The sequence below is a fragment of the Ottowia cancrivicina genome, assembly GCF_029813755.1.
In the GTDB taxonomy this organism is placed as follows: domain Bacteria; phylum Pseudomonadota; class Gammaproteobacteria; order Burkholderiales; family Burkholderiaceae_C; genus Ottowia; species Ottowia massiliensis.
In genome coordinates this window covers 90,920-113,455 of record NZ_JARVII010000003.1, presented here as the reverse complement: position 1 = coordinate 113,455, position 22,536 = coordinate 90,920, and the positions used below count along the sequence as shown (strand labels likewise).

The following is a 22,536-nucleotide window of genomic DNA, read 5'->3' as shown; positions in this document are numbered from 1 at the left end:
TCATCCGTTCTTTCGCCCTCATGGCCGGACTCTGAACAGGTTCTGAAGATCCCGGCCTGCAACAAAAGTGAATTGAGCACGCGGGATTACAGCGCCGCATAAAAGGTCATCAAGCATCTTGATGATTCAGGGGCGCATGAGCCGCCTCATGGCGGGCATGGGACATTTATAAAACGCAGGGCAGCAAAAAATGTCTCGCGCAATAAAAAAGGGCCTTCACGGCCCTTTTTTATTTGTCTTGCGATTTATCTTTTTGCGGCGTTTTGTCTTGCCGCTGCTCTGTTTTGTCGCCAGCCGGCTTGGGCGCGGGCTTGCTGGAAATTCGCTCGGCCGCCTTGTCCGCGCCGTCCTGGCGGTCTGCGGCCACTTTGCGTTCGGTCAGCGTTTTGCTTACTTTCACGGGCTGCCCCTTGAGCTTGGCCAGGGCCTGTTGCAAGGGGAAATCTTTTTCGCTGCCGTAGTCGGGCGGGCGGCGCTGACTGGCGGGTTTTTTGGATTCGGCTTCCAGGCGCTTGATGGCTTCTTCACGCTCTTTTTCCAGCTCTTTTTCAAGGGCGGGGTCTTTTTTCGCTTCGCCTGCGCCGCTGAGGTGTTTTTCCAGATCGGCTTCGCGCACATGCAGCGAGGCGTAGGGGCTGCCTTCTGCGGTGTCATCGACCATGATGTCGGGCACGATGCCGCGCGCCTGGATGGAGGTGCCTTTGGGCGTGTAGTAGCGGGCAGTGGTGATTTTCAGGCCGGTGTCGGGGCCGAGCGGGCGCACGGTTTGCACGGAGCCTTTGCCAAAGGTTTGGCTGCCCATGATGGTGGCGCGCTTGTGGTCTTGCAGTGCGCCAGCGACGATTTCGCTGGCGGAGGCCGAGCCTTCATTGACGAGCACGACAAGCGGCACTTTCTTGAGCGCGGCAGGCAGGCGGGCCAGCGGGTCGGAGCCGGGGCGGCGCATGTAGTCGCTGGGCGAGGCACGGAAGGTGGCCTTGCTTTCGGCGATTTGGCCGTTGGTGGTGACCACGGTGACGTCTTTGGGCAGGAAGGCGGCGGAGATGGCTACGGCCGCGTCCAGCAGGCCGCCAGGGTCGTTGCGCAAATCGAGCACCAGGCCCTTGATGTGGGGGTCTTTTTCGTACAGATCGCTGACTTTGCGCACGAAGTCTTCCACCGTGCGTTCCTGGAATTGCGAGAGGCGCACCCAGGCGTAGCCCGGCTCGACCATTTTGGTTTTGACCGATTGCGTGCGGATTTCGGCGCGGGTGATGGTGACGGGGAAGGTGCGGTTTTCGTCCTTGCGGAAGATGGTGAGGGTGACTTTGGTGTTCGGCTCGCCGCGCATGCGCTTGACGGCGTCGCTCAGCGAGAGGCCGCGCACGGCGGTGTCGTCAATCTTGGTGATGAGGTCGCCCGGCAGCAGACCGGCGCGGTAGGCGGGGCTGTCTTCTATGGGCGAGACGATGCGGATCAGCCCGTCTTCCTGCGTGATTTCAATGCCCAGGCCGACGAAGCGGCCGCTGGAGCCTTCGCGAAATTCCTGATAGGTTTTTTTGTCGAGGTACTGCGAGTGCGGGTCGAGGCTGGAGACCATGCCGGCGATGGCGTCGGTGATGAGTTTTTTCTCGTCCACCGGCTCGACATAGTCGCTTTTGATCATGCCGAAGACGGCGGCGAATTGCTCCAGCTCGTGCAGGGGCAGCGGGGCGAGGTTGCTGTTGCGGGCCGCAGATTGCAGCGAGGCCGTGCCAAGCGCGCCAGCCAGCGCGCCCGCGCACAGCCAGCCCGCGATTTTGAGTTTCTGGCTCATGGGGGTGTCGGGTTTTCAGGTGGGGAAAGGGGAAAAGGCGTGCAAACGGGTTCCCGCAGCAGGTTCTCAGGCCTTGCCCTGGCTGGCGACGGCGGCTGCGGCCTGTTCGGCAGCCTGCGCGTCGCCCAGGTAATAGTGGCTCAGGGGTTTGAGATCGTCATCCAGCTCATAGACGAGGGGAATGCCGTTGGGAATGTTGAGGGCGACAATGCCCGCGTCCGAAATGCCATCCAGGTGTTTGACGAGGGCGCGAATGGAATTGCCATGCGCTGAAACCAGCAGGCGCTGGCCCTGGCGGATGCGCGGGGCCAGCTCGCCTTCCCAGTAGGGCAGCACGCGGGCCACGGTGTCTTTCAGGCATTCGGTCAGCGGCACTTCGCCGGGCTGCAGGGCGGCGTAGCGCGCATCGCCGCCTTCGCGGTGCGGGTCGTCCTCGCGCATGGCGGGCGGGGGCACGTCGTAGCTGCGGCGCCAGATCAGAACCTGTTCGTCGCCGTATTGGCGGGCCATGTCAGCCTTGTTCAGCCCCTGCAAGGCGCCGTAGTGGCGCTCGTTGAGCCGCCAGCTCTTGATCACAGGCAGCCACTGGCGGTCCATGGCGTCCAGACAGTGCCAGAGGGTGTGGATGGCGCGCTTGAGCACGCTGGTGCAGGCCAGGTCGAACTCGTAGCCTTCCTCCTTGAGCAGGCGGCCCGCTTGCCGGGCCTGTTCGATGCCCTTGGGCGTGAGATCCACGTCCGTCCAGCCGGTGAAGCGGTTTTCGAGATTCCAGGTGGATTCGCCGTGGCGTATCAGAACGAGCTTGTGCATTGCAATGGCCGGCTGGGCGGCAGGAAATGGGAAAGGGCTGAAAGAAAAAAGGCGGCATTTTAGAATCGCCCGCTTTTCCTCCGCCCCTCGCAGCCCCCTTCGGGCTTTCATTTTTTTGCCCGGAAGCGGCCTTTTTGCACAGAGCCGCCCGGAACAGGAACACAAAGTGGACTTCATTCTTGCCAACTGGCTGCTGATACTGGTGGCGCTCGTCTCCGGCGCCATGCTGTTTGTTCCGGCGCTGTCGGGCCAGCCGGGCGCCGCCACCGTCACACCCGCCGAGGCGGTGCATTTGATGAACCGTGAAAAGGCCGCCGTCATTGACGTGCGCGAAGCTGCCGAATTCGCCACAGGCCATATTGCCAACGCGCGCCACGTGCCGCTGGCCGAGCTGGCCGAGAAGCTGCCCGCCGCCGTGAAGAACAAAACCCTGCCCCTGGTGCTGTGCTGCGCCAGCGGCCGCCGCTCCGCCGCCGCCGTGGCCGTGGCCAAAAAACTGGGCCACGAAAAAGCCGTTTCGCTCGCAGGCGGCCTGAAAGCCTGGCGCGAAGCAGGCCTGCCCGTCGAGAAAAGCTGAAAAACACTTCCCGGAACCACCCGCCCCACGAGAGAACGCCTCATGCAACACGTCAAGATCTACACCACCGGCACCTGCCCCTACTGCATTCGCGCCAAGCAGCTGCTGGCCGAGCGCGGCGTGACGCAGCTGGAAGAAATCCGCGTGGACCTGGCTCCGCAGCGCCGCGCTGAAATGGCTGAAATCACGGGCCGGCGCACCGTGCCGCAGATCTTCATCGGCGGCACGCACGTAGGCGGCTGCGACGACCTGATGGCCCTAGACGCGCGCGGCGGCCTCACGCCGCTGCTGCAAGGCGACTGAGAGCCTGTTTCCCAAAGCCTGACCATGCGCCGAGTGCAGGCAATCTTCACGAATGCTTCAGTTGAAGAGGGCAGTGACCTTGTAGTCCTTGCCCAGTTTTCTCGCTTGACTTAGCCAGGCAAAAGTCCTCACCTCAATCCAGCTTTGCTGTCAGCTGGGGATTTGAAGACAGGCTTTTAAACAGGATTGGGCGGATCGGAAAAACGGCGCAGCCATTGCTGCCATGCCGCGCCCAGCGCCCGAACGAAGCGGGTGTGACGATAGCTCCAGAGCAGCCACAGCGCACCTATCAGAAGCCCGGCCAGCGCCCCTGGCCAGTCAAACAGTATGCCCAGCAGCAGGCTGAGCATGGCTGACAGGGAAACAATGACGCTCCAAGGCACGTCGCGGGCCTGCTGCGGCTTTTTCCGCCGCTCCAGTATTTCGCTGAGCAGGCTGCCGCCGGGCACGAAAAGCAGCGCGATGGTCAGCAGGAATTTCAGAATCAGTCCGATGAATTCAAAGAAGAGGCCCGCGAACGTGAACGCCGTGGCCAGCCAGACGTGGCGTTGCCGCCAGGAAGACAGCTTGCGCAAGGCGGCCAGCGCGGGCGGTTTTGGGCCGTTTTTTTTCTGCGGGGGCGTTTTTTGCGGGGATGCTGGGGCCTGGATGGGAACCGGCGGCGGAAACGTGGCAGGCGTGGCGGGCGCAGCGGATGCAGCCTGTTCGGCAGGCGCGGTCAGCTGCTGCACATAAGCGGCGAAGTCGCCGTTGGGCGGGGTGTCCCAGTTGGGGCCTTCCAGGTTGTCTGTTTCAGGTTTCATGGCTGTTTTGATCCGGCTCTTGTTTGTCAAAAGAAGGCGGCGCGGGCCATGGCTGCACGGTCAGAAAGATCAGAAAAGCCGCCAGCAAGCTCACAAGCTGGCCAAGGCGGCCGCCTTCTGCGCTGATAACCAAAAGCACGCAGACGCCCAGAAAAATCAGCACGGTGTGCCATATCCGCTTGAAAAAGCCCCCAATGATTTGGAGCAGCTTTGCGGCAAGCGTCAGGCCTTGCTGTTTGGGTTCGCGCCATTCGTTTGCTTCCTTTTCGTTTGGCCTCATGGTTTTTTTCTGATTGATGGGGCCGGCTGCCAGTGTGCGCTTTCAAGCCGGCTTGCCGGGCGTTCGGGGCGGGCGTTTTGGGGTTTGGCTCTGCTTTTCATCTGCGTCGCCGGGTTTCTTTTCAGCAGGCGGCCCAAGGAAAGCAAGCAGGGCGACCAGCAGCCCCAGCGGCCCGAAAGCAAGAGCCAGCAGGCATGCGATGAAGATCAGCACGTTCTCAAGCATCCATTTGCAAAACGTCCAGATCAGTCTCCAGACCAGACAACACAGCCGTTTGCCCAAAGACAGCAGCTCATCGGCTGCGTCAGGCTCTTGCGTGGGGCTGGGCTTCATGGCTCTCTTTGGTTGGCGTGAAAGTCTTTTTTACTCCTTTTTCAGAAGCAAATTCAAGGCCAAGAAAACGCCTCTATCGCATGGATTCATGGGGCCTATTGCTATTGAACTCATAGCGAAATAGCTGGCTTCGGAAGCGGTTCAGCGCCGGGGCAGGCGACGGGCGATTTCGTCCACCAGCAGGCGGGCCAGCTGGCGCTTGCTGGCCGGTTGCAGCCCGGCGGGCAGTTCGGTGACGCCCGCTTCGTCAATCAGCAAGAGCGCGTTGTCATCGCGCCCGAAAGTGGCGGGGCCGATGTTGCCCGCCAGCAGCGGCACGCCTTTGCGCTGGCGCTTGGCTTGTGCGTGCGCCAGCAGGTTTTCGCTTTCGGCGGCAAAGCCCACGCAATACAGCTGCCCGGCTTGCGCGCGCGGGCTGCGGGCGGCGGCGGCCAGCAAATCAGGGTTTTCCACAAAGCGCAGGGGCGGCGGCAGGCCGCTGCCGTCTTTTTTCATCTTCTGCGCGGCTACTTCGGCGGCGCGCCAGTCGGCCACGGCGGCGGCGGCAATCAGCACATCGGCTCCTTGCAGTGCGGGCTGCAAGGCGGCTTGCATTTGCAGGGCCGATTCCACATCCACCCGCGCCACGCCATGCGGCGTGGGCAGATGCACGGGGCCGGCGATCAGCGTGACTTGCGCGCCCGCCAGGCGCGCCGCGCGCGCAATGGCAAAGCCCATCTTGCCGCTGGAGCGGTTGGTGAGGCCCCGCACGGGGTCGATGGCTTCAAACGTCGGCCCGGCCGTGACCACCACGCGGCGGCCCGCCAGTGTTTGCGGGGTGAGCGCGGCGATGACTTCTTCCAGCAGTTCGGGCGCTTGCAGCATGCGGCCATCACCCGTTTCGCCGCAGGCTTGCGCGCCAAAGCCCACGGCCAGCACGCGCGCACCGTCAGCGGCCGCCTGCCGCACGTTGCGCTGCGTGGCCGGGTGCGACCACATTTCACGGTTCATGGCAGGCGCCAGCAGCAGCGGCGCGCGCTCGCGCGGGCGCGCCAGGCACAGCAGCGAGAGCAAATCGTCCGCCCGGCCTGCCGCCAGCCGGGCCAGAAAGTCGGCGCTGGCAGGGGCCACGAGGATGGCGTCTGCCTCGCGGCCCAGCTGGATGTGCGCCATGCCATTGGCGGGGCGTTCGTCCCATTGCGAAGTGAATACCGGCTGGCCGGAGAGCGCCTGCATCGTCGCGGCCGTGATGAAGTGCTGCGCGCCTTCGCTCATGGCCACCTGCACGCGGGCGCCCGCTTGCGTGAGCAGGCGGCACAGCTCGGCGGCCTTGTAGCAGGCCACGCTGCCTGTCAGGCCCAGAAGGATGCGGCGGCCCGCCAGTTCGGGCGGTTCATGCGGCGGGGTATGGGTCATGGGCAAGGCTCAGTCTGTTCAAGGAAGGGAGATAAGGAGAGAGGCTGAAAGATTTATACAGCATGGCTTGCCCTTGTTTCCTTCAAAAACCATAGCAGCCAGTCCAGCCTGCGCCGGGACTTGCGGGCGGTTTGGGCATGAAAAAAGCCGGGATGCCCCGGCTCTTTCGTGACGCGCGGATGGCGCGGCGGAAAGTTACTTCAGCGCCTTGTAGCGCATACGGTGCGGGCGGGCGCCTTCTTCGCCCAGGCGCTTGATCTTGTCGGCTTCGTATTCCTGGTAGTTGCCGTCGAAAAACACCCATTGGCTGTCGCCTTCGGCGGCGAGGATGTGGGTGCAAATGCGGTCGAGAAACCAGCGGTCGTGGCTGATGACCATGACGCTGCCCGCAAATTCGAGCAGCGCGTCTTCCAGCGCGCGCAGCGTTTCCACGTCCAGGTCGTTGCTGGGCTCGTCCAGCAGCAGCACGTTGCCGCCTTGCATGAGGGTTTTGGCTAGGTGCAGGCGGCCGCGTTCGCCGCCAGAGAGCATGCCCACTTTCTTTTGCTGGTCTTGCCCGTTGAAGTTAAAGCGCCCGCAGTAGGCGCGGCTGGGCATCTGGAATTTGCCGACGGTGATGATGTCCAGCCCGCCGGAGATGTCTTCCCACACGGTTTTGTCATTGGCCAGATCGTCGCGGCTTTGATCGACGAAGGCCATCTTCACGGTTTTGCCCAGCGTGACTTCACCGGCGTCGGGCTGCTCCTTGCCCGCGATGAGCTTGAAGAGCGTGGACTTGCCCGCGCCGTTGGGGCCGATGATGCCGACGATGGCCCCGGCGGGCACCTTGAAGCTCAGGTTGTCGATCAGCAGACGGTCGCCAAAGCTTTTGCTGACGCCTTTGAACTCGATGACTTCGGAGCCCAGGCGCTCGGCCACGGGGATGAAGATTTCCTGCGTTTCATTGCGCTTTTGGTATTCGTAGTCGCTCAGCTCCTCGAAGCGGGCCAGGCGCGCCTTGCTCTTGGCCTGGCGGCCCTTGGGGTTTTGGCGCGCCCACTCCAGCTCTTTCTTGATGGCTTTGGCGCGGGCGTCTTCGCTTTTTTGCTCCTGCTTCAAGCGTGCCTCTTTTTGTTCCAGCCAGCTGGAGTAGTTGCCTTTGTAGGGAATGCCGTGGCCACGGTCCAGCTCCAGAATCCATTCGGCGGCGTTGTCAAGAAAGTAGCGGTCGTGCGTGATGGCCACCACGGTGCCGGGAAAGCGTTGCAGGAAGATTTCCAGCCACTGCACGCTTTCGGCGTCCAGGTGGTTGGTCGGCTCGTCCAGCAGCAGCATGTCGGGCTTGCTCAAGAGCAGCTTGCACAGCGCCACGCGGCGCTTTTCGCCGCCCGAGAGGTTCTTGATGACGGCGTCCCACGGCGGCAGGCGCAGCGCATCGGCGGCGATTTCAAGCTGGTGCTCGCTGTCGGTGCCAGCGGCGGCAATGAGGGCTTCCAGCCGGCCTTGCTCTTCGCTCAAGGCGTCGAAGTCGGCGTCCGGCTCGGCATAGGCGGCGTAGATTTCTTCCAGCCGCGCGCGCGCGTCGTTCACTTCTTTCATCGCCTCTTCCACCGCCTGGCGCACGGTGTGCTCGGGGTTGAGCTGCGGCTCTTGCGGCAAATAGCCAATGTCCAGCCCGGGCATGGGCGTGGCTTCGCCCTCGATCTCTTTGTCGATGCCCGCCATGATCTTGAGCAGGGTCGATTTGCCCGCGCCGTTCAGGCCCAGCACGCCAATCTTGGCGCCAGGGAAAAAGCTCAGAGAAATGTCTTTCAGGATCGCGCGCTTCGGGGGCACGATCTTGCTGACGCGGTTCATGGAAAAGACGTATTGGGCCATTGGGTGGTCTGGGAAAAGCAGAAAAGAAGAAATACGCCGCCAGCGGAAAGCGCCGGCGCAAAGGGCGGCGATTATCGGCCACGCCCACCAGCGGCAGAGCCGTTGGCCTGGGCGGCGCGTGTGGAACAAAAGGGAATATTTCGCTCCTGAAGCAATAGCGCGCTTTCCAAGTTCCTCTAGGACCTCATGTGTTTTCAAGGCCTTGAATTAGCTCCTGTTTTTGATGAAAAACCAACACAAAGGTGCGAGAGTGTTGGCAAGACTACATACTGACACGATACGTTGCAAAGCACGAACTACCATTGCCGCCCCGTTGACGAGCCTGAGCATGAACGCTGATTCACTGACCGACCCGCCGCATGACGCTGCCGCCGCGCCAGCCGAGGATGATTCCGCCTTTCCGTCTGAATGGCTGCACTACAGCGGCGCGACATCAAGGGGCTGGGTGCACTTGAGCATTCCTCGCGCGGCTGATGCGCCAGCAGTGCCGCCCACAGGCGAGGAGCAGGTGCTGCGTCTGGCCGAAGCCGAGGCGCTGGTTGCTTGCGTGGAAGAGTGGCTGCATGCAGGCTGGGACCCGGCTCCGGCGCAGGAAGCGCCGCCTGCGGGCGCGCTGGCGGCCGTGGTGCAGGCCCCGGCGCTCGCGCCTGCTGGCTCGCGCCTGGCGCTGATGCCCGGCCTGTTGCCAGGCGGCCAGCCGCCAGCCGCACTGCTGGCGCCGCATCTGGCCTGGAGCGCCGTAACCGGGCAGGTGCTGCTGGGCAGCGTGCCAGCCGAGGCGATACAGGCGCTGGAAGCCGGAGCGCTGGTGTGGCTGCCGGCCGCCTTTGCCAACCGCTGGGCAGTGACGCTGCATGACATGAGCTGTCATCTGCCGCCCGCCGCCGCTTGGCTTGATTTGCCTGACGCCCGCCTGGCATTGAATGGCAGCGCCGCGCCTGGCAGCGCAACACAAGATGAAACTGAAGGCGCCGGGCAGGCCATGCTGGAGCAGACGGTCAGCATTCCGCTGGATGTTTGGCTAGGCTGGCCGCGCCAGGGGCAGCCTGCGTTTCACTGGCCCCTGCCTGCTCCGTGGCCTGCTGAATTGCACGCCAACGGGCAGCGTCAAGCCAGCGGCGCGCTGTTGCCGCTGGGCAGCGGCTGCGGCTTGCACGTGCAGGCGCTGGAAAGCTGAACCCGGCTTGTTTCTTTGAACTGGTTCTTACGCTTTTCCTGATTACACGAAAACAAACGCTATGGATCTTTCCCAGTTTTCTCCCTCTTCAGCGCTGATCACCGTCATCCTCGTGGCGCTGGCCCCGTTCGTGGGGGTGATGGTGACCTCCTTCACCAAAATCGTGGTGGTGTTGAGCTTGTTGCGCAATGCGCTGGGCCTTCAGCAGGTGCCGCCCAATGTGGTGCTCAATGGCATGGCGCTGGTGCTCACCATTTACGTGATGCTGCCTGTGGGCTTGGACGCCTATGCCCGCGTGGGCGCGCTGCCTCAGGCTGCGGGAGGCAACAGCAGCGCCAACATGATGCAGGCCGCTGATGCCGCCAAGGAGCCGCTGCGTGACTTTCTCATCAAGCATTCCAGCCCGCGCGAGCGAGCCTTTTTTCTGCAAACAGCGCAGAAGAACCTGCCAGCGGAGCGCGCCGCGCAGCTGACCGAGCGTGATTTCGTGATCGTGGTGCCGGCTTTCACGGTAAGCGAGTTGTCAGCGGCATTCCAGATCGGCTTTCTCATCTTTTTGCCGTTTCTCATCGTGGATCTCATCATTGCCAACATCCTCATGGCGATGGGGATGATGATGCTTTCGCCCACGACGATTTCGCTGCCGTTCAAGCTGCTGCTGTTCGTGCTGGTCGATGGCTGGGTCAAGCTCTCGCACGGGCTGGTTCTGTCTTACTGATGGGGAGAGGCTGCATGCTGAACAGTGAAGCTTTGCAACTCGTCTATCAGGCCCTGTGGCTGGTGCTGATGCTTTCAGCGCCTCCCGTGCTGGCGGCGGCCGTCGTGGGCCTGCTCATTGCGCTGGTGCAGGCGGCCACGCAGATTCAGGAGCAAACGCTGCAATACGCGCTCAAGTTTTTCGCCATCGTGCTCACCATCTTCGTGACAGCGTCGCTGCTGGGCAGCTCGCTGTATCGCTTTGCGGACCGGGTGATGACGGAATTTCCGGCCATGGTGCGCAAGTAAAGGCAGCGGGCGGACGCAATGGACTTTGCCGCGTTTGGCAATCTGGGCGACATGGCTTTGCTGGCCGCTTTGGCCAGCACGCGCTTTGCCGTGGCCTTCCTGCTGCTGCCTGTGCTGGCGCAAGAGACGGTGCCCGCCACGGTGCGGGGGGCGCTGTTTCTGGGCTTTGGCGTCATCACGCTGGCGGTGCAACCGCTGCTGGACGTGAATGGCTTGACGGCGCAGCAATGGCTGCTGCTGTTTGCCAAGGAGGCTTTTCTTGGCTTGGCCATGGGAGCCATGCTGGCAGCGGTGCTCTGGGCGTTTCATGCCGCAGGCGAAATCGTGGACGGGGCCAGCGGCATGAGCATGGCGCAAATCGTCGATCCGCTCTCGGGCCGCCAGACTTCGCTCACGGGCGCTTTTCTGGGACGCCTGGCTGTTTTCATGTTCATGTTTTCAGGCGGCATGCTGTTGTGGGTAGGCGCGCTGATGGAAAGTTTTGCCCTGTGGCCGCTGGGCCAGATGAACCTGCTGCCCAAAAGAGAAGGCGTGGTGGTGTTCGAAGGGGTGTTCTCCCATTTCGCCAGCCTCATGTTCGTGCTGGCCGCGCCTGCTCTGGTGATGCTGTACATGATTGACCTGTCGCTGGGGCTGATGAATCGCTACGCCCCGCAGCTCAACTTGCTGCCCATTTCATCGTCGCTCAAAGGGCTGGCCGCCGTGCTGGCGTGGGTCGTTATGCTCTCAACTGTGGTGCATACGCTCACAGAGCAAATTGGCGAGCTGATGCCGCAGCTGCTGCAAAGATTGCAGGCCATGCTGGTATAGCTGTAGCTTCTCAACACGTTGCTCCCTGCAAAGCCGAGGCGGCAAACGGGAGTTTTTATTTTTGATGGGTCGCGGCGCAAACCAGCGCCGGGCATTCAGGCTCCGCGCCCCGCTCCGTCTTCACCTCGCTGGCCTGTTGCGCCTTATTGCACGTTTTCTTTTCGCGGCGTGACCAGCACCTGGTCGATGCGGTAGCTGTCTACGTCCATCACTTCAAAGCGGTATCCGCCCCATTCCACGCAGTCGGTGCGGCGGGGCACGCGGCGGAGCATGACCATGAGAAAGCCGGCCAAGGTTTCGTATTCGTCCTTGTCGGGCCAGTCGTAGAGGCTGAGGGCGCGTTGCACATCAGGCATGGGTGTCATGCCGTCCACCAGCCAGGAGCCGTCATCGCGGCGCACGATGAGGTCTTCATCGGCGGGCGTGACCAGCTCGCCCATGACGGTGCTCATCACGTCATTGAGCGTGACCACGCCGACGACGGTGCTGTATTCATTGACGATGATGGCGAAGTCTTCATGCGCCTGCCGGAACTGGGCCAGCACTTCGGCCAGGCTGAGACGGTCGGGCACGACCAGCGCCTTGTGGATGAGGCCCTCGTCGGTGAGCACGATGGGGCGCTGGTTGAGCACGCGCTGAAAGAGGTCTTTGGCGTCCACGTAGCCCACGACGTTGTCCAGCCCGCCGTCGCACACGGGGTAGGTGGAAAAAGGTTCGGCGGCAATGCGCACGCGCACGCTTTCGTCGCTGTCGCGGATGTCGAACCAGGCCACGCTGCCGCGCAGCGTCATGGCGCTGGAGACGGGGCGGGTGTCCAGCTCGAAGACGTTTTCAATCACTTGCTGTTCGGGGCGCTCCAGCACGCCTGCCTGCGCGCCCGCTTCCGTCAGGGCCAGGATGTCGTCAGAGGTGATGCGCTCATCGCGCTGCATGGGCAGCCCCAGCACGCGCATGGCGGCGCTGGCGCATTTGTTGTAGAGCCAGGCCAAGGGCTTGAGCAGGGCCAGCAGCCGCTCCATCGGGCCGACCAGGCGCACGGCCAGGCGCTCCGGGTTGGCCATGCCCGCTTGTTTGGGCACGAGATCGGCGAACACCACAAAAAGCGAAGTGACGAGTGCGACCGACAGCAAAAATGCCAGCCGCGCCGCCCATCCGGCCGCCATCCACGGCTCGAAAATCCAGACCAGCCACGGCCCCAGCATGCCTTCACCCACGATGCCGCCCAGAATGGCAACGGAGTTGATGCCAATTTGAACCACTGTGAAATAGCGGCCCGGATGCTCCTGAATCTGCATCACGCGCAAGGCGCGGGCATCGCCCTCATCAGCCATCTGGGTGAGCTTGAGGCGGCGCGAGGCGGCCAGCGACATTTCAGCCAGCGAGAAAAATGCGCTGGCGGCAATCAGAAAAACAAGAACGAAAAGGCTTTGAAAAGGCGTCATAAGAAAGAAGCGCAGTTTACTGGCCGCCTGCCAAATGCCTGGCGCTGCGGCAACTACGGCGGCGCGAACGCGGCTTGACGAAGCGGACAGTGCCTGGCAGCAGTAGTGCTCGCTCTTGTTCCGATAGCGGGTAGCGCCCGTTTCATGGGGACGTCATCCGTTTTGTGGGCGTTGAATTCGCTTCTGAAAAAAGAGCATGTACGCAAGAGGAGAGCGGCTCGCACGCCGACATCGCCGCCTGCAGCCAAGCGCAGGCGGTCAGCCGGCGCAGATGCGCTCGCGCAGGGTGTGCACGCGGAATGTTCATGTGTTGCGTTACGTAATGCGTTCGGGCCAGACCTTCCGCGCCAGAGCCTGTTTCAGAGCCCGAAATGCCATGCGCCGCCAAAGCGGCTCTTTTGTTTTTCCGCCCTGATTGCGCGAAGGTAATGGCAACCCCCATTTCTATAATCATTTTTCATTTTTGACTTGAAGGATTTCACCGCATGTTTGACGTTCTTATCCGTGAAGTGGCTGTGCGCTTTAACCTGGGCGACAAGGCCCTGCCCTTGCTGCAAATGTTGCTGGCATGCATGACTCGGCAGGACACGGGCGGTCTGCCCGGCTTTCTTGAAAAGCTCAAGGCAGCCGGACTTGGCCCCGCCGTGCAATCCTGGCTGGGCGGCGGCCCCAGTGCCAAGGCTGTGACAGCCAGCCAGATTGAAAACGCCTTGGGCAGCGCGGGCGGCCTGCTGGAGCAGCTGACCGGGCGGCTGGACGCGCCGCGCGACGACGTTGCAGGCGCCTTGGGCTATTTGCTGCCCTACATCGTCGGCAAGCTCACGCCCGGCGGCAGCCTGCCCGGCTCGCTGCCCGCTGAAATCGCCAGCGTGGCCAGCGCCGGACAAGCCCTGCTGTCCGCCCCTTTGCCCAGCAGTGGCGGCGGCATGAAGTGGCTGTGGCCTGCCGTGGCCGTGGTCGCCGCCGGCCTGCTGGGCCTGAGCTACTGCCGCCAGGGCGGCGACGGTGTGCCTGCGCCAGCGTCAGCGCCCGTGGCCGCCCCGCAGCCCGCGCCTGCAAGCCCGGTTCAACCTGTGGAAACCACTCCCGCGCCTCAAAAAACCCAGCCGGAAACGCCCGTCGAAACACCCGCTCAAACGCCCGTCCGGGAAATGCCAGCGCAAGAGCCGGGCAGAGAAGAAAAACCAGCCGCACCGCCCATGCCGGAAATGCCTGCGGCCGCCGCAGAAAAACCACCCGCAGAAACGCCGCCTGCTGCTGAAACGGTTGAACCGCCCGCAGAAGAAAAACCAGCGGTGGAAAAACAGCCTGCGGCCTGACGCTTTTTCCACATTTTGCTGCCTGCCAGCCCATGCGCGTTTGCCATGTGCTGGCATTTTTTTGGCCTTTTGTGTATGGCCCTGGTTTGTTTTTAAGTGAAAGATCTTCGCATTGTGTGAAATAGTGCAGCCTTGCCGTGACATGGGCAAAAAGAAACGGACGCCTTGCCGGGCGTCCGTTGGCGTGCAAGAGCCTGAAATCGGTTTTCAGGCGGCGTTTTCAGCCAGCAGGTTTTGCAGCTCGCCAGACTCGAACATCTCCATCATGATGTCGGAGCCGCCAATGAATTCGCCTTTCACATAAAGTTGCGGAATGGTGGGCCACTGGCTGTAATCCTTGATGCCCTGGCGGATTTCTTCGTCGGCCAGCACATTCACCGTTACCAGTTTGTGCAGATCCATACCGGCGGCCTTGAGCACCTGAATGGCGCGGCCAGAAAAACCGCACATGGGAAAGTTGGCATCGCCTTTCATGAACAGGACGATGGGATGGCCTTTGACAATGGCATCAATGCGCTGTTGCGTGTCGCTCACGGAAGAACTCCTCTGATTTGTGAAAACGTGGGGAAAAGGAAGAAGGGAAAACGCTGAAGGCGCGGATTATTCCACCGCCCTTCATTCGCCATCGCCCACATACGACAAAGGCCTGCACGGATGGCAGGCCTTTGCTGGGTTTGTGACGCCGCGCCAAGCGGGCCGCAAGGGAGTATCAGGCAATGAGATAAGCGCTGCGGTCCTTGCCTTCAATCCACTTCGGCGGTTTGCCACGGCCCGTCCACGTAGCGCCCGTGGCGGGATCGCGGTATTTGGGCGGCACTTTGGAACCAGCGGCGCGGGAAGAGCGGCGACCGCTGGAAGGGAAAATATCCTGCTGTGTCAAACCATATTCCTGAATGACGGCATGAACTTTGGCCAATGCTTCAGACAGCTCGCTTTGGCGGGCCTGTTCAATTTGGGCATTCAGTTGTTCGCGCTGTTGCAGCAGGTCTTTGAGAGATGACATGAAATCTCCTTGAGTGAGTTAGAAACTGGAGACTTGAATATACCATCATTTTTCAGCCGCTGCTTTTTGACTGAATGGCCTGCGGCATTAAGGGGCGCGCCATCACTTTATCAATGCGCCGCCCTTGCAGCGAAAGCACCTCAAATTCCCAGTCCGCCGCCTGGATTTTGTCTCCGGCGCGTGGCAAATCTCCCGCCTCGGCCAGCAGCAAGCCTGCCACGGTGTTGTAGCGGCCTTTGGCTTCGTGGGGCAATTCCTTAATGCCCAGGCGCGCCTTCATTTCATTGACGGGCATCAAACCCTCCAGAATCCATGCGCCATTGGCAGCGGGCGTGGCCCATGCGTCCATATCAGTATCGGGTTTGAGTTCGCCCGTGATGGCTTCCAGCAAATCACGCGGCGTCATCATGCCTTGCACCACGCCATATTCATCCACCACCAGCAGCAGCCGTCCGGATTTGGCGCGCAATTGCTCCAGCATTTCCAGCCCGCTCAGGGTTTCAGGCACGAATGCGGCATTTTCACAATGCTGTGCCAGCGCGCCTTCGGCATTTGGGCCCAATTCAAGCAGGCGGGCCACGCTGATGATGCCGATTACGTCATCCAGCCCGCCATCGCACACGGGATACCACGAATGCGATTGTTTTTCACCGCGAGTAGCCACATATTGCAGCGCCTGCGCCACGGTGTTTGCGCCGTCCAGCCAGTCAATATCGCTGCGCGGCACCATCAGTGACGTCAAAGGCCGGTCATCCAGGTGAAACACGTTGCGCACCATCTGGTGTTCGTGCGCCTCAATCAGGCCCGCGTCCACGCCCTCTTCCAGACTGGCGGATATTTCTTCGGCCGTGACGGCGCGTTCACTGCGGTTGTCAATGCGCAGCAGTTTCAGCACGCCCTGGGTAGACAGGGAAAGCAGCGCCACGAAGGGCCGCGTGAAAGCCGCCAGCGCCCGCATGGGCGGCGACACCCAGCGCGCCACGGTTTCAGGGTAGAGCTGGCCGATGCGCTTGGGCGCCAGCTCACCAAAAATGATGGTGACGAAAGTGATGGCGGCCACCACCAGCACCGTGGCGGCAATGCCCGCCGCCCTCTCGCTCAGGCCCAGCCCGCCCAGCCAGCTGGCAACCGGGGCGCTGAAGGCCGACTCGCCCACAATGCCGTTGAGCACGCCAATGGACGTAATGCCCACCTGCACGGTAGAAAGAAACTGCGTGGGGTCTTCCATAAGCCGCAGCGCCACGCCAGCGCCGGTGTCCCCCCCCTCGGCCATCGCCTCCAGCCGCGCCTTGCGGCTGGAGGCCAGCGCCATTTCCGACATGGCGAACACGCCATTGAGCACGATCAACAAACAAATCAGCAGCAGTTCCATGCATCCAGGGCGCTTTGGCAAAAGCGCGCCCGCATCACAATCGACAAGCATGTCACTCTACTTCATCGGCGACGTGCAAGGCTGCGACGGCGCCTTGCAGCGCCTGCTGGACGTCATTGCCTTTTCTCCCAGCCGCGACCGCCTCGTTCTCCTGGGCGATCTGGTCAATCGCGGCCCCCAGTCCGCCAGCGTGCTGCGCCGCCTCATGGGCTATGGCGACGCCGCCTGCTGCCTGCTGGGCAACCATGACTTGCACCTGCTGGCCGTGGCCTGCGGCGCGCGCAAGCCGCACCGCAGCGACACACTGGGCGAACTGCTGGCCGCGCCCGACGCCCCGGCCTTGCTCGAATGGCTGCGCCATCGCCCCCTGGCCGTGCGCGAAGCGGGCGTGCTGTGCGTGCACGCTGGCGTACTGCCTGCCTGGACGGCACAAGACACCCTGCGCCTGGCCGCCGAAGTGCAAAGCGTGCTGCGCGGCCCCGCCTGGCCCGGCTTTTTGCGCCAGATGTACGGCAACCTGCCTGACGCATGGAGCGAAAGCCTGCAAGGCGCAGACCGCCTGCGCGTCATCACCAACGCCCTCACCCGCCTGCGCTACTGCACCGCACAAGGGCAGATGGAATTCGCCACCAAGGAAGGCACGGAAAGCGCCCCCGCTGGCCTGATGCCGTGGTTTGACGTGCCCGGCCGCCGCACGGCGGGCGACGTCATCGCCTTCGGCCACTGGTCCACCCTGGGCTGGCGCGAACGCCCCGACATCCTCCCGCTGGACACCGGCTGCGTCTGGGGCGGTTCCCTAAGCGCCCTGCGCCTGGGACCAAACGCAAGCGACCGCGAGCTGATCCAGATCGCATGCGAGCAGGCCCAAAAACCCGGCAGCTGAAAAGCAGCCCACTTCAGCCCGGTCTTTGCCCCTCGCGGCCAGATTGCGGCCAGATTGCGGCCAGAGTGCAAACAGGATTTCTCTCTTCTGGCCTGCTTTCCGCCAGATGAAACCACGGCGCGCAAACCAGGCCGGGCATACGAGGCCGCTATGGGCAAAGCAGGGCCTTTAGGCGGCTTGTGCCGGTCAAAATTTATCAAAACAGGAGCAAATTAAAGGGGCCTTAAATACAGATCAGCTCCCGTTTTACTAGGACCTCATGCTATTGATAAAAGAGCTAAATAAGCCGGTCTCTGGCATGGCCCGGCGCTTTTTCGGCCAGGCTTTTAGCCGCGCGCCCAGTCTTTGGCGCGGGCGATGGCTTCGCGCCAGCGGGCCAGGCGCTGGCGGCGCAGGCTGTCGGGCCATTGCGGCTCGAAGCGGCGGGCGGCGCTTTGGCTGGCGGCCAGGGCCTGCTCGTCAAAGCGGAAACCGGCGGCCAGGCCCGCCAGGCGGGCCGCGCCCAGGGCGGTGATTTCGGCGGCATGCGGGCGCACGACGGGCACGCCCAGCGCGTCGGCCTGCATTTGCATGAGCAGGTTGTTGCGGCTGGCGCCGCCGTCCACGCGCAGCTCTTGCAGGGGCAGGCCGGCGTCTTCGCTCATGGCGGCGAACACGTCGGCCGATTGCAGGGCGATGGCTTCGAGCGCGGCGCGGGCGATGTGGGCGCGGGTGGTGCCGCGCGTCATGCCGATGAGCGCGCCGCGCGCGCGGCCGTCCCAGTCGGGCGCGCCCAGGCCGGCGAAGGCGGGCACGAGAAAGACGTCGCCCGTGTCGGGCACGCTGGCGGCCAGCTCTTCCACTTCGGCGGCGGTGCGGATGATTTGCAGGCCGTCGCGCAGCCATTGCACGGTGGCGCCGGCCATGAAGACGCTGCCTTCCAAGCAGTAGGCGGCGCGGGGCTGGCCCGCTGGATGGTTCTCCGTATCAGGCGCGAGCCAGCCGACGGTGCCCAGCAGGTTGTTGCGGCTGGCGGCGGGCTGGCCGCCGGTGTTCATGAGCATGAAGCAGCCGGTGCCGTAGGTGTTTTTGGCCATGCCGGGGGCCAGGCATCCGTGGCCGAAGGTGGCGGCTTGCTGGTCGCCCGCGATGCCTGCAATGCGGATGGGCGCGCCCAGCAGATCGGGCGCGGTGGCGCCGATTTCGCCGCTGGAGGGCACGATGCGCGGCAGCACGGCGCGCGGAATGCCAAAGAGCGCCAGCAGCTCATCGTCCCACTGGAGCGTGTGCAGGTTCATGAGCATGGTGCGGCTGGCGTTGCTGGCGTCCGTGACGTGCAGGCCGCCGCCTTTCGCGCCGCCGGTGAGGTTCCACGCCAGCCATGAATCCACGGTGCCGAAGGCCAGCTCGCCCGCTTCGGCGCGGCGGCGCGCGCCGGGCACGTTGTCCAGCAGCCATTGCAGCTTGGTGGCGGAAAAGTAGGCGTCGGGCACCAGCCCGGTGCGGCTTTGGATGAGCTGGCGTTCGGCGGGCGACAGCGCTTCGCAGCGGGCGGTGGTGCGGCGGTCTTGCCAGACGATGGCCGGGGCCACGGGGCGGCCCGTTTCGCGGCTCCAGAGCACGGTGGTTTCGCGCTGGTTGGTGATGCCGATGGCCGCGATGTTGGGGGCGATGGCGGCCATGTCCGCGTCCGCCGAGCCGAGCTTTTGCACGCATTCGCGCGCCACGGCCAGTTGCGTTTGCCAGATTTCGTCGGCGTCGTGCTCCACTTGGCCGGGGCTGGGAAAATGCTGCGTGAATTCGCGCTGCGCCAGCGCGGCGATGCGGCCTTGCGCGTCAAACGCGATGGCGCGGCTGCTGGTGGTGCCCTGGTCCAGGGCCAGCAGGTAGGTCATGAGCTTGTCTCCTTGGGCGGGGGCGGCATTGTGCCCTTGCGGCAGCGGCAACGAATCCGGCCCGCGCCCCGCCTGGCCGCCTTGCTTTTCCCCTTTCAGAATTTCATGTCATTGCATACCGATCCCAATCCCTGCCTCGTCATTGGCGTGCTCGATGATGGCGCGGCCAGTCTGTCGGCCACGGCGCTGGCGCATGTGCGCGCGGCCGATCTCGTCATTGGCGGCACGCGCGCGCTGGCGCTTTTGTCGCACGAGTTCAAGGCGGGCGCGGCGCAGCGCGATCTCACCGGGCAGCTGGCGCAAGTGCCCCAGTGGGCGCAGGCCGCGCGCCAGGCCAGCCAAAGCTGCGTGGTGCTGGCCACGGGCGATCCGCTGTGCCACGGCATTGCGCCGTATCTGGCGCGCCATTTGTGCGTGAACGCGCTGCGCGTGCTGCCCAATCTCTCCACCTTGCAAGTGGCTTGCGCGCGGCTGGGGCTGGCCTGGCAGGACGCGCGCATCGTCTCCGTTCACGGCAAAGACGCAGGCGAGTGGCAGCGCGGCAGCGCCCCCGGCCACGGCCTTTACGCGCTGGCGCAGGCCGTTCGCGCGCACGAGCGGCTTTTGGTGCTCACCAGCCCCGGCAACACGCCCGCGCGCATCGCCCGCATGCTGCTGGCCGAAGGGCTGGGCGATGACTTTCTGATGGCCGTGGCCGAAAACCTCTTGCAGCCGGGCGAGCGTGTGCACGCCGAGCTGGCCCCGCAAGAGGCGGCGGGCATGGATTTCGCGCCGCTGAACGTCGTCATCCTCTGGCGCAGCCGCCCCGCGCCGCAGCCCGTGCGCTTTGGCCTGCCCGACGCGGCTTACGCGCAGCGCCAGCCCGAAAAGGGCCTGATCACCAAGCTGGAAGCGCGCGCCTTGAGCCTGGCGCGCATGCAGCTGCGCGCCAACAGCGTGGTGTGGGACATTGGCGCGGCCACCGGCTCCGTGGGCCTGGAAGCGGCGCGCCTGTGCCCGCAAGGCCACGTGTGGGCCATTGAAAAAAACGAGGCCGATCACGCCATTGCCGCGCAAAACCACGCTGCCTTTGGCGTGAGCAACTACAGCCTGCATCGGGGCAAGGCACCGCAAGGGCTTGAGAGCTGGCCTGACCCGGACGCCGTTTTCATAGGCGGCTCCGGCGGCGAGCTGCCCGGCCTCATCGCCCTGGCCCTGCGCCGCCTGCGCGCGGGCGGGCATCTGGTGATGAACTTCGTCACCCTTGAAAACCTGAATGCGGCCTGCGGCGCGCTGAAGGCGCACGAAGCGCAAGGCATCGAGTGGGACGTGACCCAGCTGCAAGCCGCCCGCAGCCGCCCCATCCTGGACATGCACCGCCTGGCCGCCGAAAACCCGGTGTGGGTGGTGTGCGCGGGCAAGCCCGCCAGCCAGGCCCGCAATGGGGTGTGACGCGGAATAATGGCTTATTTTCAGCTACTGATACGATAGCAATAGGTCCTGGTGGAAACTGCGCGAAAGCCATTTTCTGCCGCCTTGAATTTGCTCCTTTTTCTGAACCCTTTCTCCGCCTTTCCAGCATGACCGCAGACGCTCCAAACCCTGACGCCGCGCACCCGGCGCCGGGCCGCCTCATCGGCGTGTCACTCGGCCCCGGTGATCCGGGGCTGATCACCCGCGCGGCCTGGGCGCAGTTGCAACGCACGGACGCGGCCTGGGTGTATCCGGCCCGCAGCGCCAAAACGCCCAGCTACGCGCTGGGCATTCTTGAGCGCGCGCAGCTGGCGCCGCCGCCGGATGCCGCCACGCTGCTGTTTCCCATGACGCACGACGGCGAAAAGCTCGCCCGCGCCTGGCTGCGCGCCGCGCAAACCGTGCTGCCCTGGCTGCAAGCCGGGCGCGACGTGCTCTTTCTGGTGGAAGGCGACGCCAGCACCTACGCAACTTTTGGCCACCTGGCGCGCACCGTGCGCGGGCTGGATGCGCGCATTGCCGTGCAAACGCTGCCCGGCGTGAACGCCTTCACGGCCGCCTGCGCGGACGCGGGCGTGCCGCTGGCCGAGCAAGACGACACCGTGGCCATCGTCCCGGCCGCCTACGGCGTGGCCGCCGTGGACCGGCTGCTGCCGGAGTTCGACACGCTGGTGCTGATGAAAGTCAAGCCGCTGATGGACGAGCTGCTCGACTGGCTCCAGCAGCGCGGCTTGCTGGAGGCGGCCCATTTCATCGAGCGCGTGGGCGCGCCCGGCGAGCGGGCGCTGGCGGGCCGCGCCCTGCTGGCTTTGCGCGGGCAGACCGTGCATTACCTGTCGCTGCTGATCGTGAAAAACCCGCACCGCGTGCGCGGCGAGCGCATCAGGGGCTGCCTGAAGAAAAAAAGCCCGCCTGCGGCGGCCCCGCATCCATCCGCCTGAAGGCCGCCAGCCGTTTTCCGTTTTCCACTTCAAAAGGAGAAAAGCCATGTCTTTCCGTATGCGCCTGGTGCCCTGCGCGCTGATCGCAGCCCTGCTGGCTGCCAGCGCGCAGGCTGCGAACGTGGACGATCCATCCATGCAGGAAGTCATCCGCGCCGTGCTGGCCTCGGGCGGCAATTACGCTGTGGCGGAAGACACGCAAGAAGGCGGCGATTTGGCTGGCGCCATGCTGGCCGGGCAGGAGCAAAGAGCCAGCCCGCAAGCCCGCCCCGCCGATGTCAGCCTGCCCTATGGCGTGCGCCTGTTCCGTCTGGCGAAAAAAGACGATGCCGAAGGCACGCCCGCCTTCATCTACACCGCCCGCAGCAGCCGCAGCTTGCGCGTGTGGGTGGGCACGGACGGCGGCTTTGTCCCCGCCATCACCGTCAATAGCCTGGGCACGCAAATTTCGCCCGCGAGCAACGAATACGAAGTGGCGTTTGAAGCCGTGGCCGGGCGCGTTTACACCATCCGCCTGAACGAGCCGCCGGGCAGCGAGGGGCTTTACAGCATTGCCATCCGCAAGTGAGCGCCCACGGAGCGGATCCGGCGGACTCAGAGCAGGCTGAACAGATACACGCCCAGCAGCACGAAAACGATGGACAGGGCGCAGCCGAGCTTGGCCGCCGTGCCGATGATGAAACCGGCAAAAGCGCCCAGCCCCACCCGGCCCGCCGCCAGCAGCTCGCGGCGCGCCAGGTATTCGCCCGCCGCCGCGCCTGCCAGCGGCCCCAGCACCAGGCCGGGCAGGCCGAAAAACAGGCCCGCGAAACTGCCCGCCGCCGCGCCCCAGAGGGCCTGCCGGCTTGCGCCCGTGCATTTCGCGCCCAGCAGGCTGGCCACGTAATCCATGAGCGAGCCTGTAGCCGCCAGCGCGCCCACCGTGATGAGGCTGCCCGCGCCAAACGTCTGGTAGCCGCCGCTCCAGGCCAGCAGCCAGGCCCCGGCGAACATCAGCGGCAGGCCGGGCAGCGCGGGCAGCAAGGCGCCCGCCAGCCCGGTCAGGATGACGAGTACGGCGGCCAGGGGCAAAAGAAGCGAAGCAGTCATGAGGGCGCAAGCGGAA

The 22,536-nt window shown here is 64.0% G+C and carries 23 protein-coding genes; 12 read left to right on the top strand and 11 right to left on the bottom strand.

Going from position 1 to position 22,536, the window contains the following annotated elements:
- Nucleotides 1–229 precede the first annotated feature (229 nt).
- Together QB898_RS02920 and gpmA are read right to left on the bottom strand one after the other, a co-directional pair.
- Complete coding sequence (locus QB898_RS02920; RefSeq protein ID WP_279523712.1) at nucleotides 230–1,795, bottom strand: S41 family peptidase; 1,566 nt, start codon at nucleotides 1,793–1,795, stop codon at nucleotides 230–232.
- A gap of 66 nt (nucleotides 1,796–1,861) precedes the next feature.
- Entirely contained in the window at nucleotides 1,862–2,605 is a 744-nt protein-coding gene (gpmA, locus tag QB898_RS02915) for a 2,3-diphosphoglycerate-dependent phosphoglycerate mutase (RefSeq protein WP_050715809.1), read from the bottom strand.
- A gap of 166 nt (nucleotides 2,606–2,771) precedes the next feature.
- Between gpmA and QB898_RS02910 the strand changes: the two genes are divergently transcribed.
- Nucleotides 2,772–3,182, top strand: coding sequence for a rhodanese-like domain-containing protein (locus tag QB898_RS02910; protein ID WP_050716561.1), 411 nt, complete (start codon nucleotides 2,772–2,774; stop codon nucleotides 3,180–3,182).
- 42 nt (nucleotides 3,183–3,224) lie between these two features.
- On the top strand, nucleotides 3,225–3,485 hold the full coding sequence (grxC, locus tag QB898_RS02905; RefSeq protein WP_279523710.1) for a glutaredoxin 3: 261 nt from the start codon (nucleotides 3,225–3,227) through the stop codon (nucleotides 3,483–3,485).
- A gap of 176 nt (nucleotides 3,486–3,661) precedes the next feature.
- On the opposite strand, the gene QB898_RS02900 is transcribed toward grxC, so the two are convergent.
- A complete protein-coding gene (locus QB898_RS02900) occupies nucleotides 3,662–4,288 on the bottom strand; it encodes a hypothetical protein (RefSeq protein WP_279523709.1) in 627 nt (208 codons plus the stop codon).
- Between QB898_RS02900 and QB898_RS02895 the strand changes: the two genes are divergently transcribed.
- Nucleotides 4,287–4,922 carry a hypothetical protein gene (locus tag QB898_RS02895; RefSeq protein WP_279523708.1) on the top strand — a complete coding sequence of 212 codons (636 nt, stop codon included), beginning with the start codon at nucleotides 4,287–4,289 and terminating at the stop codon, nucleotides 4,920–4,922. The two genes, QB898_RS02900 and QB898_RS02895, sit on opposite strands and share 2 nt — an antisense overlap.
- 120 nt (nucleotides 4,923–5,042) lie before the next feature.
- Here the strand turns inward: QB898_RS02895 and coaBC are convergent, their stop codons facing one another.
- Both coaBC and ettA read right to left on the bottom strand, forming a co-directional pair.
- Entirely contained in the window at nucleotides 5,043–6,296 is a 1,254-nt protein-coding gene (gene coaBC, locus QB898_RS02890) for a bifunctional phosphopantothenoylcysteine decarboxylase/phosphopantothenate--cysteine ligase CoaBC (RefSeq protein ID WP_279523707.1), read from the bottom strand.
- Nucleotides 6,297–6,491: 195 nt separating this feature from the next.
- The gene (ettA, locus tag QB898_RS02885; RefSeq protein ID WP_279523706.1) at nucleotides 6,492–8,153 is read right to left on the bottom strand and encodes an energy-dependent translational throttle protein EttA; all 1,662 of its coding nucleotides are present in this window, start codon (nucleotides 8,151–8,153) and stop codon (nucleotides 6,492–6,494) included.
- Between the two features lie 328 nt (nucleotides 8,154–8,481).
- On the opposite strand from ettA, the gene QB898_RS02880 reads away from it, so the two are divergent.
- From QB898_RS02880 to sctT, 4 genes are all read left to right on the top strand, one after another.
- On the top strand, nucleotides 8,482–9,330 hold the full coding sequence (locus QB898_RS02880) for a hypothetical protein (protein ID WP_279523705.1): 849 nt from the start codon (nucleotides 8,482–8,484) through the stop codon (nucleotides 9,328–9,330).
- A gap of 61 nt (nucleotides 9,331–9,391) precedes the next feature.
- On the top strand, nucleotides 9,392–10,048 hold the full coding sequence (sctR, locus tag QB898_RS02875) for a type III secretion system export apparatus subunit SctR (RefSeq protein WP_050715801.1): 657 nt from the start codon (nucleotides 9,392–9,394) through the stop codon (nucleotides 10,046–10,048).
- Between the two features lie 14 nt (nucleotides 10,049–10,062).
- On the top strand, nucleotides 10,063–10,335 hold the full coding sequence (sctS, locus tag QB898_RS02870) for a type III secretion system export apparatus subunit SctS (RefSeq protein WP_050715800.1): 273 nt from the start codon (nucleotides 10,063–10,065) through the stop codon (nucleotides 10,333–10,335).
- Nucleotides 10,336–10,353: 18 nt separating this feature from the next.
- The gene (gene sctT / locus QB898_RS02865) at nucleotides 10,354–11,145 is read left to right on the top strand and encodes a type III secretion system export apparatus subunit SctT (RefSeq protein WP_050715799.1); all 792 of its coding nucleotides are present in this window, start codon (nucleotides 10,354–10,356) and stop codon (nucleotides 11,143–11,145) included.
- A 143-nt stretch (nucleotides 11,146–11,288) separates the two neighbouring features.
- Here the strand turns inward: sctT and paeA are convergent, their stop codons facing one another.
- Nucleotides 11,289–12,587: a polyamine export protein PaeA gene (gene paeA, locus QB898_RS02860; protein WP_050715798.1), complete on the bottom strand. Its 1,299-nt coding sequence runs from the start codon at nucleotides 12,585–12,587 to the stop codon at nucleotides 11,289–11,291.
- A 485-nt stretch (nucleotides 12,588–13,072) separates the two neighbouring features.
- Here paeA and QB898_RS02855 point away from each other — a divergent pair, with 485 nt between their 5' ends.
- Complete coding sequence (locus tag QB898_RS02855) at nucleotides 13,073–13,906, top strand: YidB family protein (protein WP_279523704.1); 834 nt, start codon at nucleotides 13,073–13,075, stop codon at nucleotides 13,904–13,906.
- Between the two features lie 207 nt (nucleotides 13,907–14,113).
- Here the strand turns inward: QB898_RS02855 and grxD are convergent, their stop codons facing one another.
- The 3 genes from grxD to QB898_RS02840 form a co-directional block, all read right to left on the bottom strand.
- Nucleotides 14,114–14,440, bottom strand: a complete 327-nt coding sequence (grxD, locus tag QB898_RS02850) for a Grx4 family monothiol glutaredoxin (RefSeq protein ID WP_050715796.1) — start codon at nucleotides 14,438–14,440, stop codon at nucleotides 14,114–14,116.
- Nucleotides 14,441–14,615: 175 nt separating this feature from the next.
- Complete coding sequence (locus tag QB898_RS02845; protein WP_050715795.1) at nucleotides 14,616–14,909, bottom strand: H-NS histone family protein; 294 nt, start codon at nucleotides 14,907–14,909, stop codon at nucleotides 14,616–14,618.
- A 52-nt stretch (nucleotides 14,910–14,961) separates the two neighbouring features.
- Nucleotides 14,962–16,281, bottom strand: a complete 1,320-nt coding sequence (locus QB898_RS02840) for a hemolysin family protein (protein ID WP_279523703.1) — start codon at nucleotides 16,279–16,281, stop codon at nucleotides 14,962–14,964.
- 49 nt (nucleotides 16,282–16,330) lie between these two features.
- Between QB898_RS02840 and QB898_RS02835 the strand changes: the two genes are divergently transcribed.
- A complete protein-coding gene (locus QB898_RS02835; RefSeq protein ID WP_279523702.1) occupies nucleotides 16,331–17,164 on the top strand; it encodes a symmetrical bis(5'-nucleosyl)-tetraphosphatase in 834 nt (277 codons plus the stop codon).
- A gap of 326 nt (nucleotides 17,165–17,490) precedes the next feature.
- Here QB898_RS02835 and glpK read toward each other — a convergent pair whose 3' ends face one another.
- Nucleotides 17,491–19,038, bottom strand: coding sequence for a glycerol kinase GlpK (gene glpK, locus QB898_RS02830; RefSeq protein WP_279523701.1), 1,548 nt, complete (start codon nucleotides 19,036–19,038; stop codon nucleotides 17,491–17,493).
- Nucleotides 19,039–19,143: 105 nt separating this feature from the next.
- On the opposite strand from glpK, the gene cbiE reads away from it, so the two are divergent.
- From cbiE to QB898_RS02815, 3 genes are all read left to right on the top strand, one after another.
- On the top strand, nucleotides 19,144–20,469 hold the full coding sequence (cbiE, locus tag QB898_RS02825) for a precorrin-6y C5,15-methyltransferase (decarboxylating) subunit CbiE (RefSeq protein ID WP_279523700.1): 1,326 nt from the start codon (nucleotides 19,144–19,146) through the stop codon (nucleotides 20,467–20,469).
- 128 nt (nucleotides 20,470–20,597) lie between these two features.
- Complete coding sequence (gene cobI, locus QB898_RS02820) at nucleotides 20,598–21,431, top strand: precorrin-2 C(20)-methyltransferase (RefSeq protein ID WP_102283048.1); 834 nt, start codon at nucleotides 20,598–20,600, stop codon at nucleotides 21,429–21,431.
- Nucleotides 21,432–21,477: 46 nt separating this feature from the next.
- Nucleotides 21,478–21,999 carry a hypothetical protein gene (locus tag QB898_RS02815; protein ID WP_279523699.1) on the top strand — a complete coding sequence of 174 codons (522 nt, stop codon included), beginning with the start codon at nucleotides 21,478–21,480 and terminating at the stop codon, nucleotides 21,997–21,999.
- A gap of 26 nt (nucleotides 22,000–22,025) precedes the next feature.
- On the opposite strand, the gene QB898_RS02810 is transcribed toward QB898_RS02815, so the two are convergent.
- Nucleotides 22,026–22,520: a DUF456 domain-containing protein gene (locus tag QB898_RS02810; protein ID WP_279523698.1), complete on the bottom strand. Its 495-nt coding sequence runs from the start codon at nucleotides 22,518–22,520 to the stop codon at nucleotides 22,026–22,028.
- Between the last annotated feature and the right edge of the window lie 16 nt (nucleotides 22,521–22,536).

Excerpts from the sequence above, each read along its gene's own strand:
- QB898_RS02840 (WP_279523703.1), bottom strand. The coding sequence starts at position 16,281 with ATGGAACTGCTGCTGATTTGTTTGTTGATCGTGCTCAATGGCGTGTTC.
- glpK (WP_279523701.1), bottom strand. The coding sequence starts at position 19,038 with ATGACCTACCTGCTGGCCCTGGACCAGGGCACCACCAGCAGCCGCGCC.
- sctR (WP_050715801.1), top strand. The coding sequence starts at position 9,392 with ATGGATCTTTCCCAGTTTTCTCCCTCTTCAGCGCTGATCACCGTCATC.
- sctS (WP_050715800.1), top strand. The coding sequence starts at position 10,063 with ATGCTGAACAGTGAAGCTTTGCAACTCGTCTATCAGGCCCTGTGGCTG.
- QB898_RS02895 (WP_279523708.1), top strand. The coding sequence starts at position 4,287 with ATGGCTGTTTTGATCCGGCTCTTGTTTGTCAAAAGAAGGCGGCGCGGG.
- QB898_RS02920 (WP_279523712.1), bottom strand. The coding sequence starts at position 1,795 with ATGAGCCAGAAACTCAAAATCGCGGGCTGGCTGTGCGCGGGCGCGCTG.
- coaBC (WP_279523707.1), bottom strand. The coding sequence starts at position 6,296 with ATGACCCATACCCCGCCGCATGAACCGCCCGAACTGGCGGGCCGCCGC.
- gpmA (WP_050715809.1), bottom strand. The coding sequence starts at position 2,605 with ATGCACAAGCTCGTTCTGATACGCCACGGCGAATCCACCTGGAATCTC.
- cbiE (WP_279523700.1), top strand. The coding sequence starts at position 19,144 with ATGTCATTGCATACCGATCCCAATCCCTGCCTCGTCATTGGCGTGCTC.
- paeA (WP_050715798.1), bottom strand. The coding sequence starts at position 12,587 with ATGACGCCTTTTCAAAGCCTTTTCGTTCTTGTTTTTCTGATTGCCGCC.
- cobI (WP_102283048.1), top strand. The coding sequence starts at position 20,598 with ATGACCGCAGACGCTCCAAACCCTGACGCCGCGCACCCGGCGCCGGGC.
- QB898_RS02835 (WP_279523702.1), top strand. The coding sequence starts at position 16,331 with ATGTCACTCTACTTCATCGGCGACGTGCAAGGCTGCGACGGCGCCTTG.
- QB898_RS02900 (WP_279523709.1), bottom strand. The coding sequence starts at position 4,288 with ATGAAACCTGAAACAGACAACCTGGAAGGCCCCAACTGGGACACCCCG.
- QB898_RS02855 (WP_279523704.1), top strand. The coding sequence starts at position 13,073 with ATGTTTGACGTTCTTATCCGTGAAGTGGCTGTGCGCTTTAACCTGGGC.
- sctT (WP_050715799.1), top strand. The coding sequence starts at position 10,354 with ATGGACTTTGCCGCGTTTGGCAATCTGGGCGACATGGCTTTGCTGGCC.
- grxC (WP_279523710.1), top strand. The coding sequence starts at position 3,225 with ATGCAACACGTCAAGATCTACACCACCGGCACCTGCCCCTACTGCATT.
- ettA (WP_279523706.1), bottom strand. The coding sequence starts at position 8,153 with ATGGCCCAATACGTCTTTTCCATGAACCGCGTCAGCAAGATCGTGCCC.
- QB898_RS02880 (WP_279523705.1), top strand. The coding sequence starts at position 8,482 with ATGAACGCTGATTCACTGACCGACCCGCCGCATGACGCTGCCGCCGCG.
- QB898_RS02845 (WP_050715795.1), bottom strand. The coding sequence starts at position 14,909 with ATGTCATCTCTCAAAGACCTGCTGCAACAGCGCGAACAACTGAATGCC.
- QB898_RS02810 (WP_279523698.1), bottom strand. The coding sequence starts at position 22,520 with ATGACTGCTTCGCTTCTTTTGCCCCTGGCCGCCGTACTCGTCATCCTG.
- QB898_RS02815 (WP_279523699.1), top strand. The coding sequence starts at position 21,478 with ATGTCTTTCCGTATGCGCCTGGTGCCCTGCGCGCTGATCGCAGCCCTG.